The 18707-nt window shown below is 65.4% G+C and carries 21 protein-coding genes; 4 read left to right on the forward strand and 17 right to left on the reverse strand.

Annotated elements, in window-relative coordinates; all coding sequences use genetic code 11:
* Positions 1–134 precede the first annotated feature (134 nt).
* The gene (locus MOK15_RS01635; protein WP_242929999.1) at positions 135–305 is read right to left on the reverse strand and encodes a (2Fe-2S)-binding protein; all 171 of its coding nucleotides are present in this window, start codon (positions 303–305) and stop codon (positions 135–137) included.
* A gap of 59 nt (positions 306–364) precedes the next feature.
* Entirely contained in the window at positions 365–1606 is a 1242-nt protein-coding gene (locus tag MOK15_RS01640) for a DUF418 domain-containing protein (RefSeq protein ID WP_242930000.1), read from the reverse strand.
* Positions 1607–1667: 61 nt separating this feature from the next.
* On the opposite strand from MOK15_RS01640, the gene MOK15_RS01645 reads away from it, so the two are divergent.
* Entirely contained in the window at positions 1668–2441 is a 774-nt protein-coding gene (locus MOK15_RS01645) for a methyltransferase domain-containing protein (protein WP_242930001.1), read from the forward strand.
* A gap of 4 nt (positions 2442–2445) precedes the next feature.
* On the opposite strand, the gene MOK15_RS01650 is transcribed toward MOK15_RS01645, so the two are convergent.
* The 6 genes from MOK15_RS01650 to MOK15_RS01675 all read right to left on the reverse strand — a co-directional run bounded on the left by MOK15_RS01650 (position 2446) and on the right by MOK15_RS01675 (position 7341).
* Positions 2446–2943 (reverse strand): hypothetical protein, encoded by a 498-nt coding sequence (locus tag MOK15_RS01650; protein WP_242930002.1) that lies wholly within the window; start codon positions 2941–2943, stop codon positions 2446–2448.
* Between the two features lie 68 nt (positions 2944–3011).
* Positions 3012–3326, reverse strand: coding sequence for a GIY-YIG nuclease family protein (locus tag MOK15_RS01655; protein WP_242930003.1), 315 nt, complete (start codon positions 3324–3326; stop codon positions 3012–3014).
* A 119-nt stretch (positions 3327–3445) separates the two neighbouring features.
* Positions 3446–5623: a phosphoribosylformylglycinamidine synthase subunit PurL gene (purL, locus tag MOK15_RS01660; protein WP_242930004.1), complete on the reverse strand. Its 2178-nt coding sequence runs from the start codon at positions 5621–5623 to the stop codon at positions 3446–3448.
* 70 nt (positions 5624–5693) lie between these two features.
* Positions 5694–6341, reverse strand: a complete 648-nt coding sequence (locus MOK15_RS01665) for a heme exporter protein CcmB (RefSeq protein ID WP_242930005.1) — start codon at positions 6339–6341, stop codon at positions 5694–5696.
* Positions 6338–6937, reverse strand: a complete 600-nt coding sequence (ccmA, locus tag MOK15_RS01670; RefSeq protein WP_242930006.1) for a heme ABC exporter ATP-binding protein CcmA — start codon at positions 6935–6937, stop codon at positions 6338–6340. Before ccmA ends, MOK15_RS01665 begins: the two co-directional genes overlap by 4 nt.
* On the reverse strand, positions 6934–7341 hold the full coding sequence (locus MOK15_RS01675) for a metallopeptidase family protein (protein ID WP_242930007.1): 408 nt from the start codon (positions 7339–7341) through the stop codon (positions 6934–6936). Before MOK15_RS01675 ends, ccmA begins: the two co-directional genes overlap by 4 nt.
* A 41-nt stretch (positions 7342–7382) precedes the next feature.
* Between MOK15_RS01675 and MOK15_RS01680 the strand changes: the two genes are divergently transcribed.
* The gene (locus tag MOK15_RS01680) at positions 7383–7673 is read left to right on the forward strand and encodes a 4a-hydroxytetrahydrobiopterin dehydratase (protein WP_242930008.1); all 291 of its coding nucleotides are present in this window, start codon (positions 7383–7385) and stop codon (positions 7671–7673) included.
* 3 nt (positions 7674–7676) lie between these two features.
* Here MOK15_RS01680 and MOK15_RS01685 read toward each other — a convergent pair whose 3' ends face one another.
* The 5 genes from MOK15_RS01685 to MOK15_RS01705 all read right to left on the reverse strand — a co-directional run bounded on the left by MOK15_RS01685 (position 7677) and on the right by MOK15_RS01705 (position 12616).
* Entirely contained in the window at positions 7677–8141 is a 465-nt protein-coding gene (locus MOK15_RS01685) for a hypothetical protein (RefSeq protein ID WP_242932598.1), read from the reverse strand.
* Positions 8142–8170: 29 nt separating this feature from the next.
* Positions 8171–10531, reverse strand: coding sequence for a patatin-like protein (locus MOK15_RS01690; RefSeq protein ID WP_242930009.1), 2361 nt, complete (start codon positions 10529–10531; stop codon positions 8171–8173).
* A gap of 70 nt (positions 10532–10601) precedes the next feature.
* Positions 10602–11303, reverse strand: coding sequence for an endonuclease/exonuclease/phosphatase family protein (locus MOK15_RS01695; protein ID WP_242930010.1), 702 nt, complete (start codon positions 11301–11303; stop codon positions 10602–10604).
* Between the two features lie 21 nt (positions 11304–11324).
* Positions 11325–12263 carry a hypothetical protein gene (locus tag MOK15_RS01700; RefSeq protein ID WP_242930011.1) on the reverse strand — a complete coding sequence of 313 codons (939 nt, stop codon included), beginning with the start codon at positions 12261–12263 and terminating at the stop codon, positions 11325–11327.
* The gene (locus tag MOK15_RS01705) at positions 12260–12616 is read right to left on the reverse strand and encodes a hypothetical protein (RefSeq protein WP_242930012.1); all 357 of its coding nucleotides are present in this window, start codon (positions 12614–12616) and stop codon (positions 12260–12262) included. The genes MOK15_RS01700 and MOK15_RS01705 overlap by 4 nt, the downstream gene beginning before the upstream one ends.
* A gap of 125 nt (positions 12617–12741) precedes the next feature.
* Between MOK15_RS01705 and radA the strand changes: the two genes are divergently transcribed.
* Both radA and MOK15_RS01715 read left to right on the forward strand, forming a co-directional pair.
* On the forward strand, positions 12742–14109 hold the full coding sequence (gene radA / locus MOK15_RS01710; protein ID WP_242930013.1) for a DNA repair protein RadA: 1368 nt from the start codon (positions 12742–12744) through the stop codon (positions 14107–14109).
* An 11-nt stretch (positions 14110–14120) separates the two neighbouring features.
* Positions 14121–14639 (forward strand): CvpA family protein, encoded by a 519-nt coding sequence (locus MOK15_RS01715; protein WP_242930014.1) that lies wholly within the window; start codon positions 14121–14123, stop codon positions 14637–14639.
* Between the two features lie 115 nt (positions 14640–14754).
* Here the strand turns inward: MOK15_RS01715 and MOK15_RS01720 are convergent, their stop codons facing one another.
* From MOK15_RS01720 to MOK15_RS01735, 4 genes are all read right to left on the reverse strand, one after another.
* Complete coding sequence (locus MOK15_RS01720) at positions 14755–15651, reverse strand: NAD(P)-dependent oxidoreductase (protein WP_242930015.1); 897 nt, start codon at positions 15649–15651, stop codon at positions 14755–14757.
* A gap of 22 nt (positions 15652–15673) precedes the next feature.
* A complete protein-coding gene (proB, locus tag MOK15_RS01725) occupies positions 15674–16804 on the reverse strand; it encodes a glutamate 5-kinase (protein ID WP_242930016.1) in 1131 nt (376 codons plus the stop codon).
* Between the two features lie 146 nt (positions 16805–16950).
* Entirely contained in the window at positions 16951–18054 is a 1104-nt protein-coding gene (gene obgE, locus MOK15_RS01730) for a GTPase ObgE (RefSeq protein ID WP_242930017.1), read from the reverse strand.
* A gap of 30 nt (positions 18055–18084) precedes the next feature.
* On the reverse strand, positions 18085–18702 hold the full coding sequence (locus MOK15_RS01735; protein WP_242930018.1) for a TetR family transcriptional regulator: 618 nt from the start codon (positions 18700–18702) through the stop codon (positions 18085–18087).
* Between the last annotated feature and the right edge of the window lie 5 nt (positions 18703–18707).

An 18707-nucleotide genomic window follows, 5' to 3' on the forward strand; every position in this document is an offset into this window, starting at 1 on the left:
CTGATTTGGGAACGCCGGGATTATAGGCGCAATGCACCTGGCTGTTAAGATGAAAACCCTTGAAAATCAGGGATTTTTTACTGCGCTATTGCGTCGGGTTCGCGATTATTTCGTGCGCATGATTTGCAATGTAATCAGGCCGACGCCCGTTCCGCGGCGATGATGGTGCGCGCGAAGGATACGCATTGGCCGCATTTGGGTCGGCGGCCGAAGCGGGCATAGGCGCTGCACGGCGTGTCGGCGCCGTCGCGCGCCGCTTCCCGCAAGTCCCTTTCACGAATGGCATTACACACGCAGACAACCATCGAGGCTCTTCTCCTGATAGCGGAGAGATAGCGTGCCTGATAATAGGTCGCAATAGTAATCAGCCGCTTCTGCGAATCTTTTGCACCTTGCCCTGGCTCAGGCTGCGCCACAGCCATTCGGCCGGACCCATCGCGAATCGAGTCGCATAGGGTTGCGACCAGAGCAGCATCGCCGCCCAGGCGCCGATCACGAACAGCGGCAGCACCGCTGGACGGACATGGGCGAAGAAGCCCAGGCCCCAGCCGTAGAAGATGGCGGTCATGACCAGGCTGGTGCCCAGATAGTTGCTGAGCGTCATGCGCCCCGCCGCAGCGATCCGGCCGACAAGGGGATTATCCTTGTGGCGCGCCAGCAGCCAGAGGATCAGCGCCGCCCAGCCGACCGTCAGCGGAATGCGGAATGGCAGCGACCAGGCCAGCGCCGCGCCATAGGTGGGAAGGGGCGCGAAACCGCTCCACCACGCCCACAGCGCCAGCGCGGTCATGGGCGGCACGCCGATCAGGAAGCAATGGCGCGCGGTCCGCCGATATTGCTCCGCGTCCCAGCCGCCGGTCAGGAAGCGGCCCTTCAGCATCGCCATGCCCAGCAACATGAAGCCCAGCGTCTCGAACCCATTGAACAACAGTCCCCAGAGCCAGTCGGTCGGGAAACCGGCCAGTTTCGTCTGGAGGATGGTGGAAAGGCCGCTGCGATAGGTAGCGATCTCGACTTGCGTGGCTGGGTCGGCGGGATCGGACAGGACGGCCATGAAGGCGGCGAAGCCTTCCCGCGTGGCGGCGCTGGCATCAACCCCGGTGGCGGCATGGCCCCAGAGATAGAGGCTGCCGATGAAGGCGGTGACCAGCAGGAACTGGAGCAGGAAGAAGAGGAAGGCGCGCTTGACCAGATCCAGCGGCTGCAAATGGACGAAGAGCAGGGCGAACAGGCTGGCGATCGCATAGACCCGCAAGATATCGCCCCACCACAGCAGGAAGAAATGCGCGCAGCCGATGACGAACAGCCATCCGGCGCGGATCATCTGCGTCCGGCGGCCGTCGTGGCCCGCCATCTCCTCCTTGTCGATCAGCAGCAGCATCGACGCGCCGAACAGCAGGGCGAACAGGCCGCGCATCTTGCCGTCGACGAAGATCAGGCTGACCGCCCAGAAGGCAATATCCCCGGCCGAAGGCGATCCCGCCACCGCCGGGTTGAAATAGGCGTTCTGCGGCAGGGCGAAGGCGGTGATGTTCATCCACACGATGCCCATCACCGCGCAGCCGCGCAGCACGTCCATGGCGGGGATGCGGGGGGAGGCGGTCATGCGGCGGCGGTTCCTTTGAGGGGCTGGTCAGAGCGCCAAGGCTCTGCCAATGCGCCTAGCCATGAATGACGCCCGCAAGCAACGGATAAGCGACGCCTTCGGCGCGGCGGCCGGGCAGTATGAGGCCCATGCCGGGCCGCAGCGGCTGGCGGCGACGCTGGTCGCCGACCTTGCCCGGCGGCAGAAGCCGGACGGCGGGGCGCGCATATTGGAAATCGGCTGCGGCACCGGCTTTCTCACCCGCGACATCCAGGCCCGCTGGCCCGGCGCGGAGTTGATCGCGACCGATATTTCTCCCCGGATGCTGGAGCAGGCTGCATCGCACGGCCGGGTTGCTGGCCGGTTCCTCACCATGGATGGCGAAGCGCCACCCTTTGACGGGCCATGGTTCGACCTGATCCTGTCCAGCCTGGCCTTCCAGTGGTTTGATGACCTGCCGGTGGCGATCGAACGGCTGGCGGGCCTGTTGCGGCCGGGCGGCAGCCTGATCTTCTCGACCATGGGGCAGGGTAGCTTCGCTACCTGGCGCGCAGCTCATGTGGCTTGCGGGTTGGAGGGCGGCGTGCCCGCCTATCCCACGCTCGATGCGCTGCGCGCGATGCTGGCGGGCCATGACGATGCGTTCGCCTTCGAAGAGACGGTAGTGCTGGAGACGACGGGTGCGCGTGCGCTGCTGGCGCATCTCAAGGGGATTGGCGCTGTGGTGCCGAACGAAGCGCATCGGCCACTGGGACCGGCCGCGCTGCGCCGGGTGATGGCGGCCTATGACGCGGCGGGCGGTCGCGACGTCTATCAATTGCTGCTGGGCCGGGTGACGCGCGCCGATCGGCCCTAGGATATTATCGCAAAGTGCGTATGCGCGAAGGATAGGCCCGGCGCGCGGCGATCCGGGCGATGGGCAGGCCGACGAGGATGCAGTGGGAGAAAAGCTGGTTGCCGATGCCCCAGGCAATCTTTCCGATCGGTTGCCCGGCATAGGCATCGGGCAGCCAGAGCGCGGGCCAGCGCGTCGGCCGGACCAGCCAATACATGATGATCCAGAGCAGCAGGCCGTAGAGCAGACCGGCAAGGATGGGATGGCGTCGAAGGCTGGGGCTACGCCGGGCCACGGCCATATAGGCGGCGGCCATGCAGGCGATGATCGCGAAATGGACAGCCAGACCGACCAAGGCCCAGAGCCAGGCGGGTTCCCCCTTGGCGCCGCCGCCGAACGGGCCACTCGCGACGAATTGCAGCACGGCGAGCGGAGACATGCCTGCCATACCGGCGAAGATGAAGGCGGACAGAATGTCGAGCGTGCCGGCGACCAACGTCGCCTGGATGATCCTCTCGCGCATAAGGTGCTCCCTTATTTGTGGGACGGATCATGACAGATTGAGAGGGGATTGTCTTGATGGGGCGAATGTCAGTCGGGTAGTCGTTCGAAACCCATGCCGATCGCCAGATCGTCCCAATGTGGGTTCAGTTCCTCGATTAGCGCAATTTCCCAGGCGCGATTCCATTTCTTGAGCCGCTTCTCACGAAGGATCGCTTCGTCCATCGTGCCATGTTGTTCGAACCACATCAGCCGGTTCACGCCATGGTCATGGGTGAAACCCGGAACTGCGCCGATCCGGTGCTGGTGGACACGCTGGATCAGGTCAGACGTGACGCCGATATAGAGCGTGCCGTTGCGCTTGCTGGCAAGGATATAAACGCAAGGCTGACGGATGCGATGCATCCGTTCTTGTTACATGCCCGTCGTTCCCGCGAAAGCGGGAACCTATCTCGCCCTCGGCAATCCAGTCGCGTAACGAGAATTGGGTCCCCGCCTGCGCGGGGACGACGGAGGAGGGTGGGTTAAAGTTCCGCGTCCATCAGGGCCGGGAAGAAGCCTTCATGGGCACTGCGCAGCGCGTCGAGCGAGACGCCAGCGACGTTGGCGCCGCCTGTCGTGCCGATCTTCACCGCGCCTGCAATCTCGACGCCCGCCGGGGCTGCGACGATGTAGCGACCCTGATCCTCTCCGAAGGCGGATGCTGTGGTCAATGCGATGTCGAGCGTCGCACCGATCTTCCCGGCCAGCGCCATTTCCGCGACCGTGACCAGAAGGCCGCCGTCCGAAATGTCATGGACCGCGTTGACCTTGCCTTCCGCGACCAGCGCGCGGACGGTGTCGCCATGGGCGCGTTCAACGGTCAGATCGACCTTGGGCGCGTCGCCGGCTTCGCGGCCCGCAATCTCGCGCAGCCAGATTGACTGGCCAAGATGGCCACCTTCTCCGCCGATCAGCCAGATCGCGTCGCCTTCCGCCTTGAACGCCACGGTCGCCATGACGTCCACATCCTTCAGCAACCCGATGCCGCCGATCGCCGGGGTCGGCAGGATCGCGCTGCCGCCGCCGGTCGCCTTGCTCTCATTGTAGAGCGAGACATTGCCCGACACGATCGGGAAGTCGAGCGCGCGGCAGGCGTCGCCCATGCCGTCCAGGCAGCCGGTAAGCTGCGCCATGATCTCGGGCCGCTGGGGGTTGGCGAAGTTCAGACAGTTGGTGACGGCCAGCGGGGTCGCGCCGACCGCGCTCAAATTGCGATAGCATTCGGCGATCGCCTGCTTGCCGCCTTCATAGGGATCGGCATAGCAATAGCGCGGCGTGCAGTCGGTGCTGATCGCAATGCCCTTTTGGCTGCCATGGACGCGCACCACGGCGGCGTCGCCGCCCGGACGCTGCACCGTGTCGGCGCCGACCATATGGTCATATTGCTCCCAGATCCAGCGGCGGCTGGCGATGTCGGGTGACCCCATCAGCTTCACCAGATCCGCGCCGATGTCGGTGCTCTCGGTGATCTCGCCCAGCGGCTGGACCCCCGACCAGCGCTTATAGTCGTCCTTCGGCATCGACGGACGGTCGTAGAGCGGCGCGTCGTCGGCGAGCGGGGCGAGGGGGATGTCGCAGACGATCTCGCCCTTATGCTCCAGCACCATGCGGCCGGTGTCGGTGACATGACCGATCACCGCGAAATCCAGCTCCCACTTGCGGAAGATGCTTTCCGCGAAATCTTCGCGACCGGGCTGCAGCACCATGAGCATCCGCTCCTGGCTTTCCGACAGCATCATTTCATAGGTGGTCATGCCGGTTTCGCGCTGTGGCACGTCGTCCATCTTCAAATGGATGCCGACCCCGCCCTTCGATGCCATCTCGACGCTGGAGGAGGTGAGGCCCGCCGCGCCCATATCCTGAATCGCGACGATCGCATCGGACGCCATCAGTTCCAGGCACGCCTCGATCAGCAGCTTTTCGGTGAACGGGTCGCCGACCTGCACGGTCGGGCGTTTGGCGTCGGCGTCGTCGCCGAAGTCAGCGCTGGCCATGGTCGCGCCATGGATGCCGTCGCGGCCGGTCTTCGACCCGACATAGACGATCGGATTGCCGATGCCGGACGCGGCGCTGTAGAAAATCTTGTCGGTGTCTGCGATGCCCACGGTCATTGCATTGACCAGGATATTGCCGTCATAGGCGGGGTGGAAATTCACCTCGCCGCCCACGGTCGGCACGCCCACGCAATTGCCATAGCCGCCGATGCCATGCACCACGCCGCTGATGAGATGCTTCATCTTCGGGTGATCGGGACGGCCAAAGCGCAGCGCGTTCATGTTCGCCACCGGGCGTGCGCCCATGGTGAAGACGTCGCGCAGGATGCCGCCCACGCCGGTTGCCGCACCCTGATAGGGTTCGATGTAGGACGGGTGGTTGTGGCTCTCCATCTTGAAGATGGCGGCCTGCCCATCGCCGATATCGACCACGCCCGCATTCTCGCCGGGGCCGCAAATGACCTGCGGACCCTTGGTCGGCAGCTTCATCAGATGGATCTTGGAGCTCTTATAGCTGCAATGTTCCGACCACATGACCGAGAAGATGCCGAGTTCGGTCAGGTTCGGCTCGCGGCCGAGGGCGCTGCGAACGCGGTCATATTCTTCCGGGCTGAGGCCATGTTCGGCGACGACTTCCGGGGTGATCTGGGTGGCGGTGCTGGACATGAGCGCGCCTTTAACGACGGTGCGGGCGAATCACAATGGTAGGTGTAGGACGGATATGCCTTTCCGCACTTCATTCGCGCCCGGCGCGGATTGCCGCGCCGCCGGCGAAGGGCGTGATGGCCACCAGTAGCAGGGATGCCGCGCCCAGGAATTTGAGCGCCGCGCCACTACCGTCGCCCAGCGTCCCCGCTCCGAAGATCAGCAACGGCACCGCCAGCGGCAGCGCGAGTAACCCCGCCAGCGCACCGCTCGACCGCAGCCCTGCGGTCAGCGTCGCCACCAGCAGCCCCAGTGCGGCCAGCGCGGGTGTTCCGATCAGCAGTCCCAGTTCCAGTTTCAGGATCGTGCCGATTTCCAGCTTCAACAGGGCGGCGGCGGGCAGGGTGGCGATCATCAGCGGGGGACCAAAGCCCAGCCAGTGGGCGATCAACCGCGCCGTCACCACCATTTCTTCACCGATGCCGCGCAGCGCGATCTGGTCCAGCACGCCCGCTTGCGTGTCCGGTGCGATGAGCCGGTCGACCGGCAGCAGGCTGGCGAGCAGCGCCGCGATCCACAGCATTCCCCCGCCGGTTCGCGCCAGCAACGCCGCGTCCGGCCCGACCGCGAAGGGATAGAGGCTGGCAACCAGCAACAGGAAAGCGATCGGCAGCCACAGACCGGCCGATCGCCATGCCTGGGTCAGGTCGCGGCGGCCGAGCAGCCAGAGCGTCCTCATGCCGCTTCCCCCTGATAATCGGCAAGCGCCACGGTCACGGGCGCCGCGATCGGCAGGGGCTGATGCGATGCCGCGACGACGATCCCGCCCGTCGCCAGATGTCGCGCCACCGCCTGACCCAACAGGTCGAGCGAGGCCGTGTCCAGCCCGTTGCCCGGCTCGTCCAGCAGCCAGACGCCCGCGCCGCTCGCGATCACGCGCGCCAGCATCGCGCGCTTGCGCTGCCCGGTCGATAGCATCCGCACCGGCACGTCGGCCAGAGGTTCGAGCGCCATCGCTGCCATCGCCGCTGGCACCGCTTCCGGCCCGGCCCGGTCCAGCTTCGCCCAGAAATCCAGTGCACGGGTCAAGGACGCCTCGCCGTCCAGCGCCAACCGTTCATCGGCCAGGGCGACGCCGCCCGATCGTTCCACGGTGCCGGAAAAGGCGGGCAGCAGTCCGGCGCAGACCCGCAGCAGGCTCGATTTGCCGATGCCATTGGGACCGGTCAGCAGCGCGCCGCCACCCGGCTCCAGCGTCAGGCCAATCCCGCGGAACAGCATCCGTCCACCACGCAGGCAGGCGACATCGGTCAGGCGCAGCGCCGCGCCGCTCATGGCGAAACCATATCCTCCAGCACATGCATGTCGATGTCGGACAGGCCGAAATGATGGCCGATCTCATGCACCACCACATGGGTGATGAGTGCGTCGAGCGGCACGCCCGTTTCGACCCATTCGTCAAGCAGCGGCCGACGGAAGAGATGGACGGTCGGCGGCGTGTCCCCGGTTTGCGCTTCATGCCCGACCGGGCGGCCGGTGTAGAGGCCGGTGAGGCCGAACGGGTCGTCTATCTCCATGTCCTTCAATATGTCCGCGTCGGCGAACTCCTCGACGAACAATATGACATTGGCCAGATATTCGCTGAAAGGCGCGGGCAGGCGACCCAGCGCTTCCAGCGCGAGCGTTTCAATCTCTTGAGTGGTGGGAGCGAAGCGGGATGGTTGACCGTTGGATGACATGGCAGGCACATAAACCCAAAGCATTGGATCGGGATAGAGTCATGATTGTCAGATTGAACGAAGAACAACGCGCGCTGGCGCTGGCTGATTTGCCCGAATGGACGCCGGTGGCTGAACCGGAGGGCATATCGCGCCGCTTCACCTTCCCCGATTTCAACGCCGCCTTCGGCTTTATGACGCGCGTCGCGATCCTGGCGGAAAAAGCCGACCATCATCCCGAATGGTCGAACGTCTATAACCGGGTCGATATCATCCTCACCACCCATGACGTCGGCGGCTTGTCGCGGCGCGACATAGACTTGGCCCATGCGATCGACGCGCTGCTGGGGTGATGGTCAGGAAACCGGCGGCGTCTCGATCCGGTCTTGATAGCCTTTGAGCGCAGAGATCACCGTTGGATCGCTCGCATAGCGGCGACGCAGCATCGCCAGCTTCGCGTCGGAACCCTGACATAATTCCGCAACATTTTCCTCGATATAGGCGCGACGCTCGGCGTCATAGGGTTCTTCGCCCCGGAAATGGTCGCAACTATCGCGCGTCACCATGAACTCGGTGACTTCGCGTGGGAAAGGCGCGGCGCTCGCCGCCACGTCGGAGGGCGGCAGGTCTAGCGGGAAATAGGGCGCGGGCTGCGCGCGCACCGTTACGATCGGGCCGGGCCTGGGTGGGGTCGCGGGCGGGGCTGGCGGAGGCAGGGGCGCGGCGTTGTCGACAAGGGCCAGCGGCGGCGCGGACATGGCATTGTCCGCCTGGACGCTGTCGTCCGACGCGCGGCAGCCGGCGACCAGCGCCAGCATCATCACTATCGGAACCAGCACCACACGCCTGCTCACCCGATTTCCTCCCGCAAGCTGGCGATCAGATCCGCGACATGCGGCAACCGCGACTCTTCCTCGTCGAGGATCGCCAGAAACGCGGCCCGCCTATAGTCGCGGAGCAGGTCGGGGGAAAGACGGCTTGCTGCGGGAACACTCGAAATCACGATGTCCAGAAGCCGCTCGACGCCATGCAGGCGCCCCCACAGATAGTCATTCTCGCGATAGACCCTGCTAAAAAAAGCTCCAAAATTATTGAATTCTATGCCTTTAAGTGTCGCCTCCGCGCCGCCGGACCGGATTGCCGTGCAATCTTCGGGGGAGATTCGGTCGACTTTTACCGGATCATATTCATCGACAGTGTCACCTTGGAGCAACGGTAATGTGGCGATGTCGGTGAAGGGAAAGCCGAGATAGGCGAGCAGCATCGTCCGCCGCCCGCCCCTGGGCAGCCCGGCGAAAGCCTCCGCCAGCATCAGGTCCACTCCGTCATCCCGCGCCTTGAGGCCGCGCGCCCGCTCCACCGCTGCCAGTGCGGCGGCGGCGTCGGTCGGCACCATTTTGGCTGCCGCAACCACCTCAGCCCCATGGAAATCGCTATCCTCGCATTCGGCATAGAGCGTCAGCGCGCCGTAAATGGCGTCGCGCATCGCCGCCACCGCCGGATCGTCGGCGTCGGCCTCTATCTCCAGCGTGTCGGCCAGCCGGCGCGCCAGATAGCGCAGGCGGCGGATGCGAAAGGCCAGATCATGGGCGCGGAAGAAGGCGACCGGGGCCGATGCGGACCCGCCCGCCTCGTTCAACTGGTCCGCGCCGACATTGCGCACCTCCGCCCAGATCGCCTGGCGATAGGCTTCGCGCATCATTGCGCTGTCCTCGCCGCTAAGGCGAAAAAGCAGGTCGCACAGGGTTTCGACGATGCCGGAGAGCTTGAGATGCCCATAGGCGGGATAGGCGTATCCAGCCGCGCTGGCCGCCCGCTGCTGCGCCTTGGCGCGCCAGGCGGACAGGCGCGCGGGTGTCGGCCGGTCGAGGAACAGCATCCTGCCGATCGCGCTTTCCACTTCCGCTTCGATGCCGGGGCGCAGGGCGGTGAAGATGTGCCGCATCTGCCTTATCCTCGCGGAATGGCGGTCGATCGCTTCCAGATTGTCGCGAATCGGCTGTTCGCGCGGAATGTCGCTGAGCGCGCCGAAGATGGTGCGGAAGAAGCCGGGCAGCGGGGCGTTCTCGCCGGTCGGGGTCTCCACCTGCTCGCCTTCCCGGTTGAGCCGAATGGAGCGATGACCCGGCTTGGGATCGATATAGACGAAGCGCCGATCCACCTCGCGCCGCGACGGCCGGTTGCGGAGCGCGCCGATCGCCTGGGCAAAGGGCGCGTTGGCCAGCACCGATCCGTCGATCAGCACGGCGTCCTCCGCCGTTCCGCGCGCGGCATGGCGGGGCAGGGCGCGGGCCAGGAAAGCATCGCGCGTCGGCCAGTTCCGATGCTTGCGTTTCAGCACGCGATCCAGTTCGCGCACGGTGAATGGCGGGAAGGCGCCGGGGAAGCTGGCGGTCGCCCGCGCGGCGAAGACCAGTTCGGCCGGATCGGCGAAGAGCCGTTCGCTTCCATCCTGGTGGCCACCGCTTTGCTTCCCGCCGCGCGCGCGGAAGCCGATCGACAGCCGATGTTCGGTCTCGATTACTTGAGGCGGGCTGTTGAGGTTGAGGCTCTGTGCATGACCCTCAAAATCGGTGACGGTCACGAACAGGTCGAGCGGATGGCCTTCGGGCAGCAGCGCTGGCCCGCGCTCGGCCGCTGCCATCGCGTCGAAGGCGTCGAGGATCATCGTGGTGAAAACCTCCCCGCCGAAGGGCGGCTCGAACCAGCGCGACCGGATGAGGCGGGACAGCTTCATCCGCACCTCCTCCCGCGTGTCGGGGGCGACGGTGCGCTCCACCGCATCGCCCGGCCGGCGCGCCGCCATCCATACCAGAGGCGTCGCCCAGAATTTCGTCATGGCGCGCGCCGGGCGGGCGTCGGGGTCCAGCAACCGGTCGACGTCGGCATTGTCCAGCCACAGGTCGGTCAGCGGCTCCAGCGACTGGCCCGTCTCGATGGCCTGGGCCAGGAAGATGCCGTTGATCCCGCCCGCACTCGCGCCGGCGATGATGTCGGGCATGACCCGCAGTCGGATGCCGTTTTGCGCCTCGATCGCCTCCAGCAATTGGCGATAGATGGCCTCACTGCCTGTGCTGGGCGGCGCATTGTCGTGGAAGGCCCGACTTGCCCGCGCCAGCCGCCATATCTCCTTGGTGATGCCGTGCATGTAGATCGCCAGGCTGATGCCGCCATAGCAGACCAGTGCCAGCCTCAGTTCCCGCTCCTTCATAAGGGATGGATCGCAGAGGCAGGGGGGAATGTCGAGGGGATGAAATGTCCCAGGCACCTCCTAGAGGGAGCTACCCAACCGAAAATTCCGCCCAGATCGGCAGATGGTCGGACGCCGTGCGCGCCGCCGCGCTTTCGTGGACGCCGCAGCGGGTCAGCTTCAGTCGTCCGCAATGCATGATCCGGTCGAGCTTTGCCACCGGCCGCCGCGCATGGAAGCTGCGGCCGCATGGCGCAAAACTGAAATGGCGGGCGAAATCGGCCAGGCAGCCGCGCCCGGCGCTCCATTCGTTGAGGTCGCCCATCAATATCGTCGGCATCGCCGCACTCTGCGTCGCGGCATGGATCACCGCCGCCGCCTGCCGCCGCCGCCACAGGCCCGACAGGTCGAGATGCATCCCGAACACGCGCACCGCGGCGCCTTTGAGCCTGATCTCCGCCATGGTCGCGCCACGCGGCTCCAGATAGGGGAGGTGGAGCACATTATGCGCCGCAATCTCCGCTTCCTTCCGCACCAGCAGGGCGTTGCCGTGCCACCCCATGGAATCGACATGGACGTTGAGCGGCACCGGCTTGTAGCAGCTCAGATTGTCGAGCAGCAGCGGCGGGATCGCGGCGGAGCGTATGCCGAAACGCCGGTCCGCTTCCTGCAAGGCAATGATGTCCGCATCCACCTCCGCCAGCACCTCCAGCACCCGTTCCGGCACCCGTCGCCGGTCGGTGCCGATGGCCTTGCGGATATTATAGCTGGCTACGCGGATAGTTGCGGGCATGTTGCCGTCAATAACGCGCAGTCATTGCGATTGTTGCCTGGACGTGGCAGCGCAAAGTTCGACGATCTTCTTGGCCAGATCCGCCTTGTCTGCCGGTGCCGTCACTTCGGCGAGATAATCCTTGCCCGTTTGCAGGCAGGATGCGCGTCCCAAACCGGTGGTCAGATTCTGCGCGGCGACGCCGGTGGAAAACAGTTTCCCGATCCCCAATCCCAGTTTCGGCTTGTTGTCGTTCTGCGCCAGCGCGACCCCGGTGTTGAAGCTGCCGAACACCGACAGGGCATCGCGTTTGTCATCGCTCTTGGCAAGTCGACCGAACTTGGTGGCGATCTCATAATAATCCTTCGCCTTGGCGCTCACATTTCCTTCCAGGGTCTTGGTCAGTCCGGAAAGACGGTTGACCTCTGCCTGCCTGGTCTGGAAATCGTTTGTCAGGGTAGCGGTTGTCCGCCCGCCCAACTCCGTGGTGATGCCGGCCAATCTGACCTGGTCGTCCGCTGTCGCGGCTGCGGCCAACCCGTTGATCCGGTCGCGTTCCCTGGCCTTGTCCAGTATCTTCTGGGTATCTTCCTGCGCCTGCTGCGCATTGGCCTGGGCCAGGATATGTTCCTGCATGGCGCGTTCGGCGCCCTGCTTGTCCTTGTAGGCGCGATCGACCGGATCGTTGCTGGTCTCGTCTTTGTTGTCGACCTTGTTGGTCCCGAAGATGAGGGCCAGGTCCGTTCTGCACGGCTGATTGCGGGCGCAGGGCCGGGCGACCGCCACCGGGACATAGGCGGCATCCAGCGACTTCATGCCGAAGGAAAATTCGGTGCCGGGCGTGTCGGCCGTGGCGGCGGCCAGTTGCAGGCCCACCTGCAATTTCGATGAATAGACCAAAGGCGCCTGCGGCAATTGGGCGCAGCCGCCCAGAGCCAGCGCCAACACCGAAGCGTACAGATGTTTTTGAACGATGCTCACTGCTTTTCTCCCCCCAGACATAAGTCAGTTCCGTTGAAGCCGCCCGCCTCCAGCGCCTGCACCAGCCGTTCCACATCGGCCGCTTTCGGCTGGAACAGGATGATCGTGCAGCGCTGAGAATCCTGCACATAGGCGGCGGTTTCGGCGGCATAGCCCAGCGTCGTCCCCTGGCTTTGCGCCACGACCCCCAGGCCTGCCGATCGGACCAGCAGCATGGATTGCGCATTTGCTGGTTTCACGCGCACGATTCCCGGCACGATTCGCGTTTGCGGGTCCGCGCCTTCTATGCGAACGATCGTGCAGCCGCTGGACAGGCAACATGCCGCCAGCAGCAGATTGGTGCGCCACCCCATCGTCTTCCCCACCCAGGCGAATCAGAACCTATCGCAATTGCACGCCGATGCGTAATCGTAATCCTATCGGAACTGGAGAAGATCGCCGCTATTGTGTTCCGTATATGTTCTGATATGCCTCAACCATGGCCAAGGCAAAGCGTAAATTCGTCTGTCAGCAATGCGGCACCGTCTCCAGCCGGTGGCAGGGGCAATGCGATGATTGCGGCGAATGGAACAGCATCGTCGAGGAAGCGGCCGAGACCGTCTTTTCCGCGCGCCACGACCTGCAGAATGGCGGCCGTGCAATCACGCTGGTCAGCCTCGACAGCGAAGTGGCGTTGCCCCCGCGCACCAGCACCGGTATCGCTGAGTTCGACCGCGCGCTGGGCGGCGGCATCGTCACGGGGTCGGCGACGCTGATCGGCGGCGATCCGGGCATCGGCAAGTCGACTTTGCTGCTCCAGGCGGCGGCGCGCATTGCCGCGCGCGGGCTGTCGGTCGCCTATATCAGTGGTGAGGAGGCGGCCGATCAGGTTCGCTTACGCGCGCAACGGCTGGGGCTGGGCAATGCGCCGGTGCAGCTTGCCAGCGCCACCTCCGTCCGCGACATCCTCACCACCCTGAGCGAAGGGCCGCCGCCCGCCTTGCTCGTCATCGATTCGATCCAGACAATGCACAGCGACCTGATCGAAGGGGCGCCGGGCACGGTCAGCCAAGTGCGCGCTGCGTCCCAGGAACTCATCAAATTCGCCAAGCAGCGCGGCACCGCGCTCATCCTGGTCGGCCATGTCACCAAGGACGGTAGTATCGCCGGTCCCCGCGTACTGGAGCATATGGTCGATACGGTGCTGGCGTTCGAGGGCGAGCGCAGCCACCAATATCGCATCCTGCGCGCGGTCAAGAACCGCTTCGGCGGCACCGATGAGATCGGCGTCTTCGCCATGGTGGCCGAAGGGCTGGAGGAAGTCGCCAACCCGTCCGCCCTGTTCCTGACCAACCGGGATGAGACGGTGACGGGCGCGACGGTCTTTCCCGCGCTGGAAGGCACGCGGCCCGTGCTGGTCGAAATTCAGGCGCTGGTCGTGCGTCTTTCCAGCGGCGCGACGCCCCGGCGCGCGGTGGTCGGCTGGGACAGCGGGCGGCTCGCCATGATCCTCGCCGTGCTGGAGGCGCGCTGCGGCCTCAGCTTTTCGACCTGCGAAGTCTATCTCAACGTCGCGGGCGGTTATCGCCTGTCGGACCCGGCCGCCGACCTTGCCGTCGCCGCCGCGCTCATTTCCGCCATGTCGGAACGGCCGGTCCCTGCCGATATCGTCCTCTTCGGCGAAGTCGCCCTGTCGAGCGAGATTCGCCCTGTCGCCCATTCCCCCCTGCGCCTGCGCGAGGCGGCGAAGCTGGGGTTCAACCGCGCCTTCATTCCCGCTTCGGCGGCCGATGGAGTGAAGGGAATTGCGGTCAGCGGCTTCCGCACCCTCGCGCAGCTTGTTGACCAGATGCTGGGACGCGGATAGCGACGGGCGCAATGAACGCCATCGACATCCTCGTCCTCCTCGCCATCGGCGGTTGCGCCGTGCTCGGCCTGTTGCGCGGCTTCGTGCTGGAGACGCTTTCGCTGATCGCCTGGGTGCTGGCGATCTTCGCCATCCGCCTGTTCCACGCTTCGGCCGCCGAGTTGCTCAGCGCTTTCGTCGGTTCGCCCAGCGGCGCGGCGGTGCTGGCCCTGGTTCTGGTCTTCGGCGTCACCTTCGGCGTGGGCAAGCTGATCGCCCATGCCATCGGCCGTCGAACCCGCCAGTCGGTGCTGGGACCGGTAGACCGGGTATTGGGCGCGGGATTCGGCGCGGTGAAGGGATTGATTGGCGCGACCCTGGTCTTCCTCGCCTTCAGCCTGGTCTATGACACATTTTACGGCCGCGCCGCGCGGCGCCCCGACTGGCTGTCCGACGCCCGCACCTATCCGCTGCTCAACGCCAGCGGCCAGGCGATCAGCGCCTTCCTGGCCGAACAGCGCGCGAAGAAGCCGGCAACGGAAAATCAATAAGCTCCGTCATTCCCGCGCAGGCGGGAATCCATCTCCCACCCCATCCTCTGCTGCCATGTTGGGAGATGGGTCCCCGCCTGCGCGGGAATGACCAGCGTAAAAAGATCAGGCCGCCCTAAAGCCAGCCCTTGTCCCGATAGGCCTCGACCGTCGCTTTCAGCCCTTCCTCGGTCGTTATCTGCGGTATCCACAGCCGCTTGGGCGGCTGCTTGCGCTTGGTGACGACCCAGTCGGGGTGGCAGAAATAATCGACCCGGTCGGGGGTCAGCTTCGCCTTCTTGCGGCGCACCAGCCGATCCGCTCGTGCCGCGAGGCTGAGCAGCCATTCGGGCGTCGCCAGCGTCCTTACCGACCGCCCGACCGCCCGGCCGATCGCCGCGCCGAAATCCTTGTGATCCCAGCCGCCCGGCGTGCCGTCGTCCACCTCGAACGTACGGGTCAGGCTGTTTTCCTTCTCCTGCGCCAGCGCCAGCAGCAGCCGCGCCAGATCGCTCACATGAATGACCGACATCCGCCCGCCCGGCGGCAGCATCATGAAGCCGCGCTTGGCCATGCGGAACAGCTCCAGCATCTCCCGGTCGCCCGGACCATAGATGGCGGGCGGCCGCACGATGGTCCAGTCGAGGCCGCTGGCCTTTACATAGCGTTCGGCCAGTTCCTTGGACCAGCCATAGTCCGACAGGCCCGGCTCCCGCGCCGTCAGCGACGATACATGGATCAGCCGCTTGATCCCGCGCCGACGCATCGCGTCGATCACCGCAACGGTCCCGCGCGCATTGCCTGCCTCGAACCCGTCGCGATCGGGGGCGTTCACCACGCCCGCAATATGCACCACGGCATCGGCGTCGCGCACCAGCGTATCGAGAGCGGCTGCATCCTCCAGCGACCCCGGAACCCATTTCAGCCTGGCGCGCGGGGGCTGCGCCCGGCGGGTCAACGCATTGACGCGCAGCCCTTCGCCCAGCGCCTGTTCGAGCACCTCGGCGCCGACGAATCCCGTCGCGCCTGTCATCGCAATCCGGAAAGGCGTCATCTCAGACCATCGCCATATGGTCGCGATGGACCAACACCGATCGGGGCATTTCTCCCAGCAGCGCGGCGATATCCTCGCTGCGGCGCCCGGCGATCTTCGCCGCCGCCTCGCTGTCATATTCGATCAGGCCGCGCGCGATCACCCGGCCATCCTGCGCGACGATATCGACCACGTCGCCGCGATCGAACACGCCCTCGACCTGAGCGACGCCGGCGGGCAGCAGGCTGTTGCCCTTGCCCAGCGCCTTTTCCGCGCCCGCGTCCACGATTACGCGCCCGCGCGTCGTCAGCCGGCCAGCCAACCAGCCCTTCCGCGCGCCCTTAGCCTGCGCCGCTAGGAAGATCGATCCGCGTCCGCTCGTGCCCCAATGCGACAGTGGAGCGTCGACCTTGCCCGAAATAATGGCCAGATGCGCGCCCGCACCGGTGGCGATCCGTGCCGCCTGGATTTTCGATACCATGCCGCCGGACCCCATGCCCGACGCCGAACCATCGTCGGCCATCGCCGCGATCCGGGCGTCTATCGTCTCTATCGTCTCTATCAGCATCGCGTTCGCATTGGCGTGCGGGTTGGCGGTGTAAAGTCCGTCGACGTCCGAAAGCAGAACAACCGCGTCAGCCCGTGCCGCCTGTCCGATGCGCGCCGCCAGCCTGTCATTATCGCCGAAGCGGATTTCAGCCGTCGCCACGCTGTCATTCTCATTGACCACCGGCACGACGTCCAGCGCCATCAGCCGTTCCAGCGTAGCCGCAGCGTTCAGGTAACGCCGCCGATTTTCCAGATCGTCCAGTGTCACCAACATCTGCGCGGCGGTGATGCCCTTTTCATGCAGCAGGCTGGCCCAGCATTGCGACAGGGCGATCTGCCCGGTCGCGGCGGCGGCCTGCGCATCCTCCAGCGATCCACGACCACCCTTGGGTAGCTTCAGTCGCCGTGCGCCCAGCGCGATCGCGCCTGACGACACGATGATGACCTGTTGCCCGGCCGCCTTGCGCGCGGCGACATCGGCCACCAGCGTACGCAGCCAGTCGACCCGCACCTCTCCGGCCGGATCGACCAGCAGGGCGGAGCCGATCTTGATGACCAGGCGGCGGACAAGGGCAGGGGGGAAACCGGAGAGGGGGATGGTCATGCTTCATTTCCCCCCTCCCTTTCAAGGGAGGGGCCGGGGGTGGGTGCGCCGCGCTGCGGCGCTTCTACGTCTCAACCGGGAACAGCGCTCGCTTCGCTCGCGACCCACCCCCGCCCCCTCCCTAAAAGGGAGGGGGGATTAGTTTGTCAAATCGGCGACCAGGTGGCTTCGCCTTTATCGCCACCATCCTCGTCTTCTTCTTCATCCGCCGCGCCCTGATCGAGCAGCGGCAGCACTGCGTCCAGCAGCGTGCCAACGCCTTCGCCGGTCGCGCCGGAGATGATGAACACATCCTCCACGCCTGCTTCCTCGCGAAGCTGGTCGGCGATGTCCTCCATCAGTTCCTGCCCCAGCAGATCGCCCTTGTTGAGCGCCACGATCTGCGGCTTTTCGTCCAGCCCGCCGCCATAGGCGGCCAGTTCGTCGGTCACGATGCGGAAGGCGTCGACCGGATCGTCGCTGGTCGCGTCGATCAGATGCAGCAGCACACGGCACCGCTCGATATGTCCCAGGAAGCGATCGCCGATGCCCGCGCCCTCAGCCGCGCCTGCGATCAGGCCGGGAATGTCCGCCAATACGAACTCGCGGTCGCGGTGCAGCACCACGCCAAGCTGCGGCTTGGTGGTGGTGAAGGCATAGGCGCCCACCTTCGCCCTGGTGTTTGTGACCTGGTTGATGAGGGTCGACTTGCCCGCATTGGGCATCCCGACCAGGCCGACATCGGCCAGCAGCTTGAGGCGCAGCCACACCCACATTTCCTGACCCGGCCAGCCCGTACCATGCTGGCGCGGGGCGCGATTGGTGCTGGTTTTGTAGGACAGGTTGCCGCGTCCGCCGTCGCCGCCGCGCAGGAAGGTGATGCGCTGGCCTACTTCGGTGAAGTCGGCCAGCACTTCCTGTTCTTCATATTCGGGATAGCCGTCTTCATCCTCGGTGCCTTCGATCGGCTGGGGATCTGACAAAATCTGCGTGCCGACCGGCACCTTGACGATCAGGTCGTCGCCACCCGCGCCATAGCGGTTCTTGCCCATGCCGGGCTGGCCGCGTTGCGCTTTGAAATGCTGGGTGTAGCGGAAATCGATCAGCGTATTAAGGCCAGCGACCGCTTCGAAGATGATATCGCCGCCCTTGCCGCCATTGCCGCCATCCGGGCCGCCATATTCGACATATTTCTCACGGCGAAAGCTGACAGCCCCGGGGCCGCCCCAGCCGGATTTGATATAGATTTTTGCTTGATCGAGGAAATGCATCGCGCGCCCATAGCGCTATCAGCGCAAAAGTTAAACCTTGGCCTGCGCTGCAAAGGTCGCAGCCTCCTGCATTAACGCCAAGGTCAGGCTGCGGGTTGCGATTTCGCGCGCTTTTTCGCGCGGCAGGCCCAGCGCTCCGGCCATCGCTCCGCCCAGTTGCGAATCACCCAGCGCCAGCAGCACCAGCATCAGCGTATTTTCCCGGATCAGCTCGCCCATATTCGGGGTGAGGGCGCTCGCCGCCAGCTTGTCGACCAGCCGGTGGATGGCATCCACCACGGGGTCCAGGGCATCCTCATTGCCCGACGCCAGCATCCAGCTCGCCAGCGCGCCCGCGCCTTCCCGGTCGAAAGCGTCGAAGGTCATGTCGACGATGATATGCGGCGCCAGAGCGCCGCGCCGCGCCGCGTCCACCGCTTCACCGATCTTGGCCGTGATCGTTTCGGCGAGATGGGCGGCCAGCGCTTTCTGCAACCCTGCCGCCGACCCGAAATGGTGGAGCAGATTGGCATGGGTCCGCCCGATCCGCCCCGCCACGGCCTTCAGCGTGACGGCCTGTGGTCCGGTCTCGATCAGCAGGTCGCGCGCCGCCTCCATGGCGACGAGGCGGCTTTCATCCGGGCTGAGACGGGCGCGTTTTATTGACATTGGTG

Source organism: Sphingobium sp. BYY-5 (assembly GCF_022758885.1).
Classification (GTDB): domain Bacteria; phylum Pseudomonadota; class Alphaproteobacteria; order Sphingomonadales; family Sphingomonadaceae; genus Sphingobium.

What these genes read in the sequence shown, in the direction of transcription:
- MOK15_RS01635 (WP_242929999.1), bottom strand. Translation starts at nt 305, where the DNA reads ATGGTTGTCTGCGTGTGTAATGCCATTCGTGAAAGGGACTTGCGGGAA.
- MOK15_RS01640 (WP_242930000.1), bottom strand. Translation starts at nt 1,606, where the DNA reads ATGACCGCCTCCCCCCGCATCCCCGCCATGGACGTGCTGCGCGGCTGC.
- MOK15_RS01645 (WP_242930001.1), top strand. Translation starts at nt 1,668, where the DNA reads ATGAATGACGCCCGCAAGCAACGGATAAGCGACGCCTTCGGCGCGGCG.
- MOK15_RS01650 (WP_242930002.1), bottom strand. Translation starts at nt 2,943, where the DNA reads ATGCGCGAGAGGATCATCCAGGCGACGTTGGTCGCCGGCACGCTCGAC.
- MOK15_RS01655 (WP_242930003.1), bottom strand. Translation starts at nt 3,326, where the DNA reads ATGCATCGCATCCGTCAGCCTTGCGTTTATATCCTTGCCAGCAAGCGC.
- purL (WP_242930004.1), bottom strand. Translation starts at nt 5,623, where the DNA reads ATGTCCAGCACCGCCACCCAGATCACCCCGGAAGTCGTCGCCGAACAT.
- MOK15_RS01665 (WP_242930005.1), bottom strand. Translation starts at nt 6,341, where the DNA reads ATGAGGACGCTCTGGCTGCTCGGCCGCCGCGACCTGACCCAGGCATGG.
- ccmA (WP_242930006.1), bottom strand. Translation starts at nt 6,937, where the DNA reads ATGAGCGGCGCGGCGCTGCGCCTGACCGATGTCGCCTGCCTGCGTGGT.
- MOK15_RS01675 (WP_242930007.1), bottom strand. Translation starts at nt 7,341, where the DNA reads ATGTCATCCAACGGTCAACCATCCCGCTTCGCTCCCACCACTCAAGAG.
- MOK15_RS01680 (WP_242930008.1), top strand. Translation starts at nt 7,383, where the DNA reads ATGATTGTCAGATTGAACGAAGAACAACGCGCGCTGGCGCTGGCTGAT.
- MOK15_RS01685 (WP_242932598.1), bottom strand. Translation starts at nt 8,141, where the DNA reads ATGATGCTGGCGCTGGTCGCCGGCTGCCGCGCGTCGGACGACAGCGTC.
- MOK15_RS01690 (WP_242930009.1), bottom strand. Translation starts at nt 10,531, where the DNA reads ATGAAGGAGCGGGAACTGAGGCTGGCACTGGTCTGCTATGGCGGCATC.
- MOK15_RS01695 (WP_242930010.1), bottom strand. Translation starts at nt 11,303, where the DNA reads ATGCCCGCAACTATCCGCGTAGCCAGCTATAATATCCGCAAGGCCATC.
- MOK15_RS01705 (WP_242930012.1), bottom strand. Translation starts at nt 12,616, where the DNA reads ATGGGGTGGCGCACCAATCTGCTGCTGGCGGCATGTTGCCTGTCCAGC.
- radA (WP_242930013.1), top strand. Translation starts at nt 12,742, where the DNA reads ATGGCCAAGGCAAAGCGTAAATTCGTCTGTCAGCAATGCGGCACCGTC.
- MOK15_RS01715 (WP_242930014.1), top strand. Translation starts at nt 14,121, where the DNA reads ATGAACGCCATCGACATCCTCGTCCTCCTCGCCATCGGCGGTTGCGCC.
- MOK15_RS01720 (WP_242930015.1), bottom strand. Translation starts at nt 15,651, where the DNA reads ATGACAGGCGCGACGGGATTCGTCGGCGCCGAGGTGCTCGAACAGGCG.
- proB (WP_242930016.1), bottom strand. Translation starts at nt 16,804, where the DNA reads ATGACCATCCCCCTCTCCGGTTTCCCCCCTGCCCTTGTCCGCCGCCTG.
- obgE (WP_242930017.1), bottom strand. Translation starts at nt 18,054, where the DNA reads ATGCATTTCCTCGATCAAGCAAAAATCTATATCAAATCCGGCTGGGGC.
- MOK15_RS01735 (WP_242930018.1), bottom strand. Translation starts at nt 18,702, where the DNA reads ATGTCAATAAAACGCGCCCGTCTCAGCCCGGATGAAAGCCGCCTCGTC.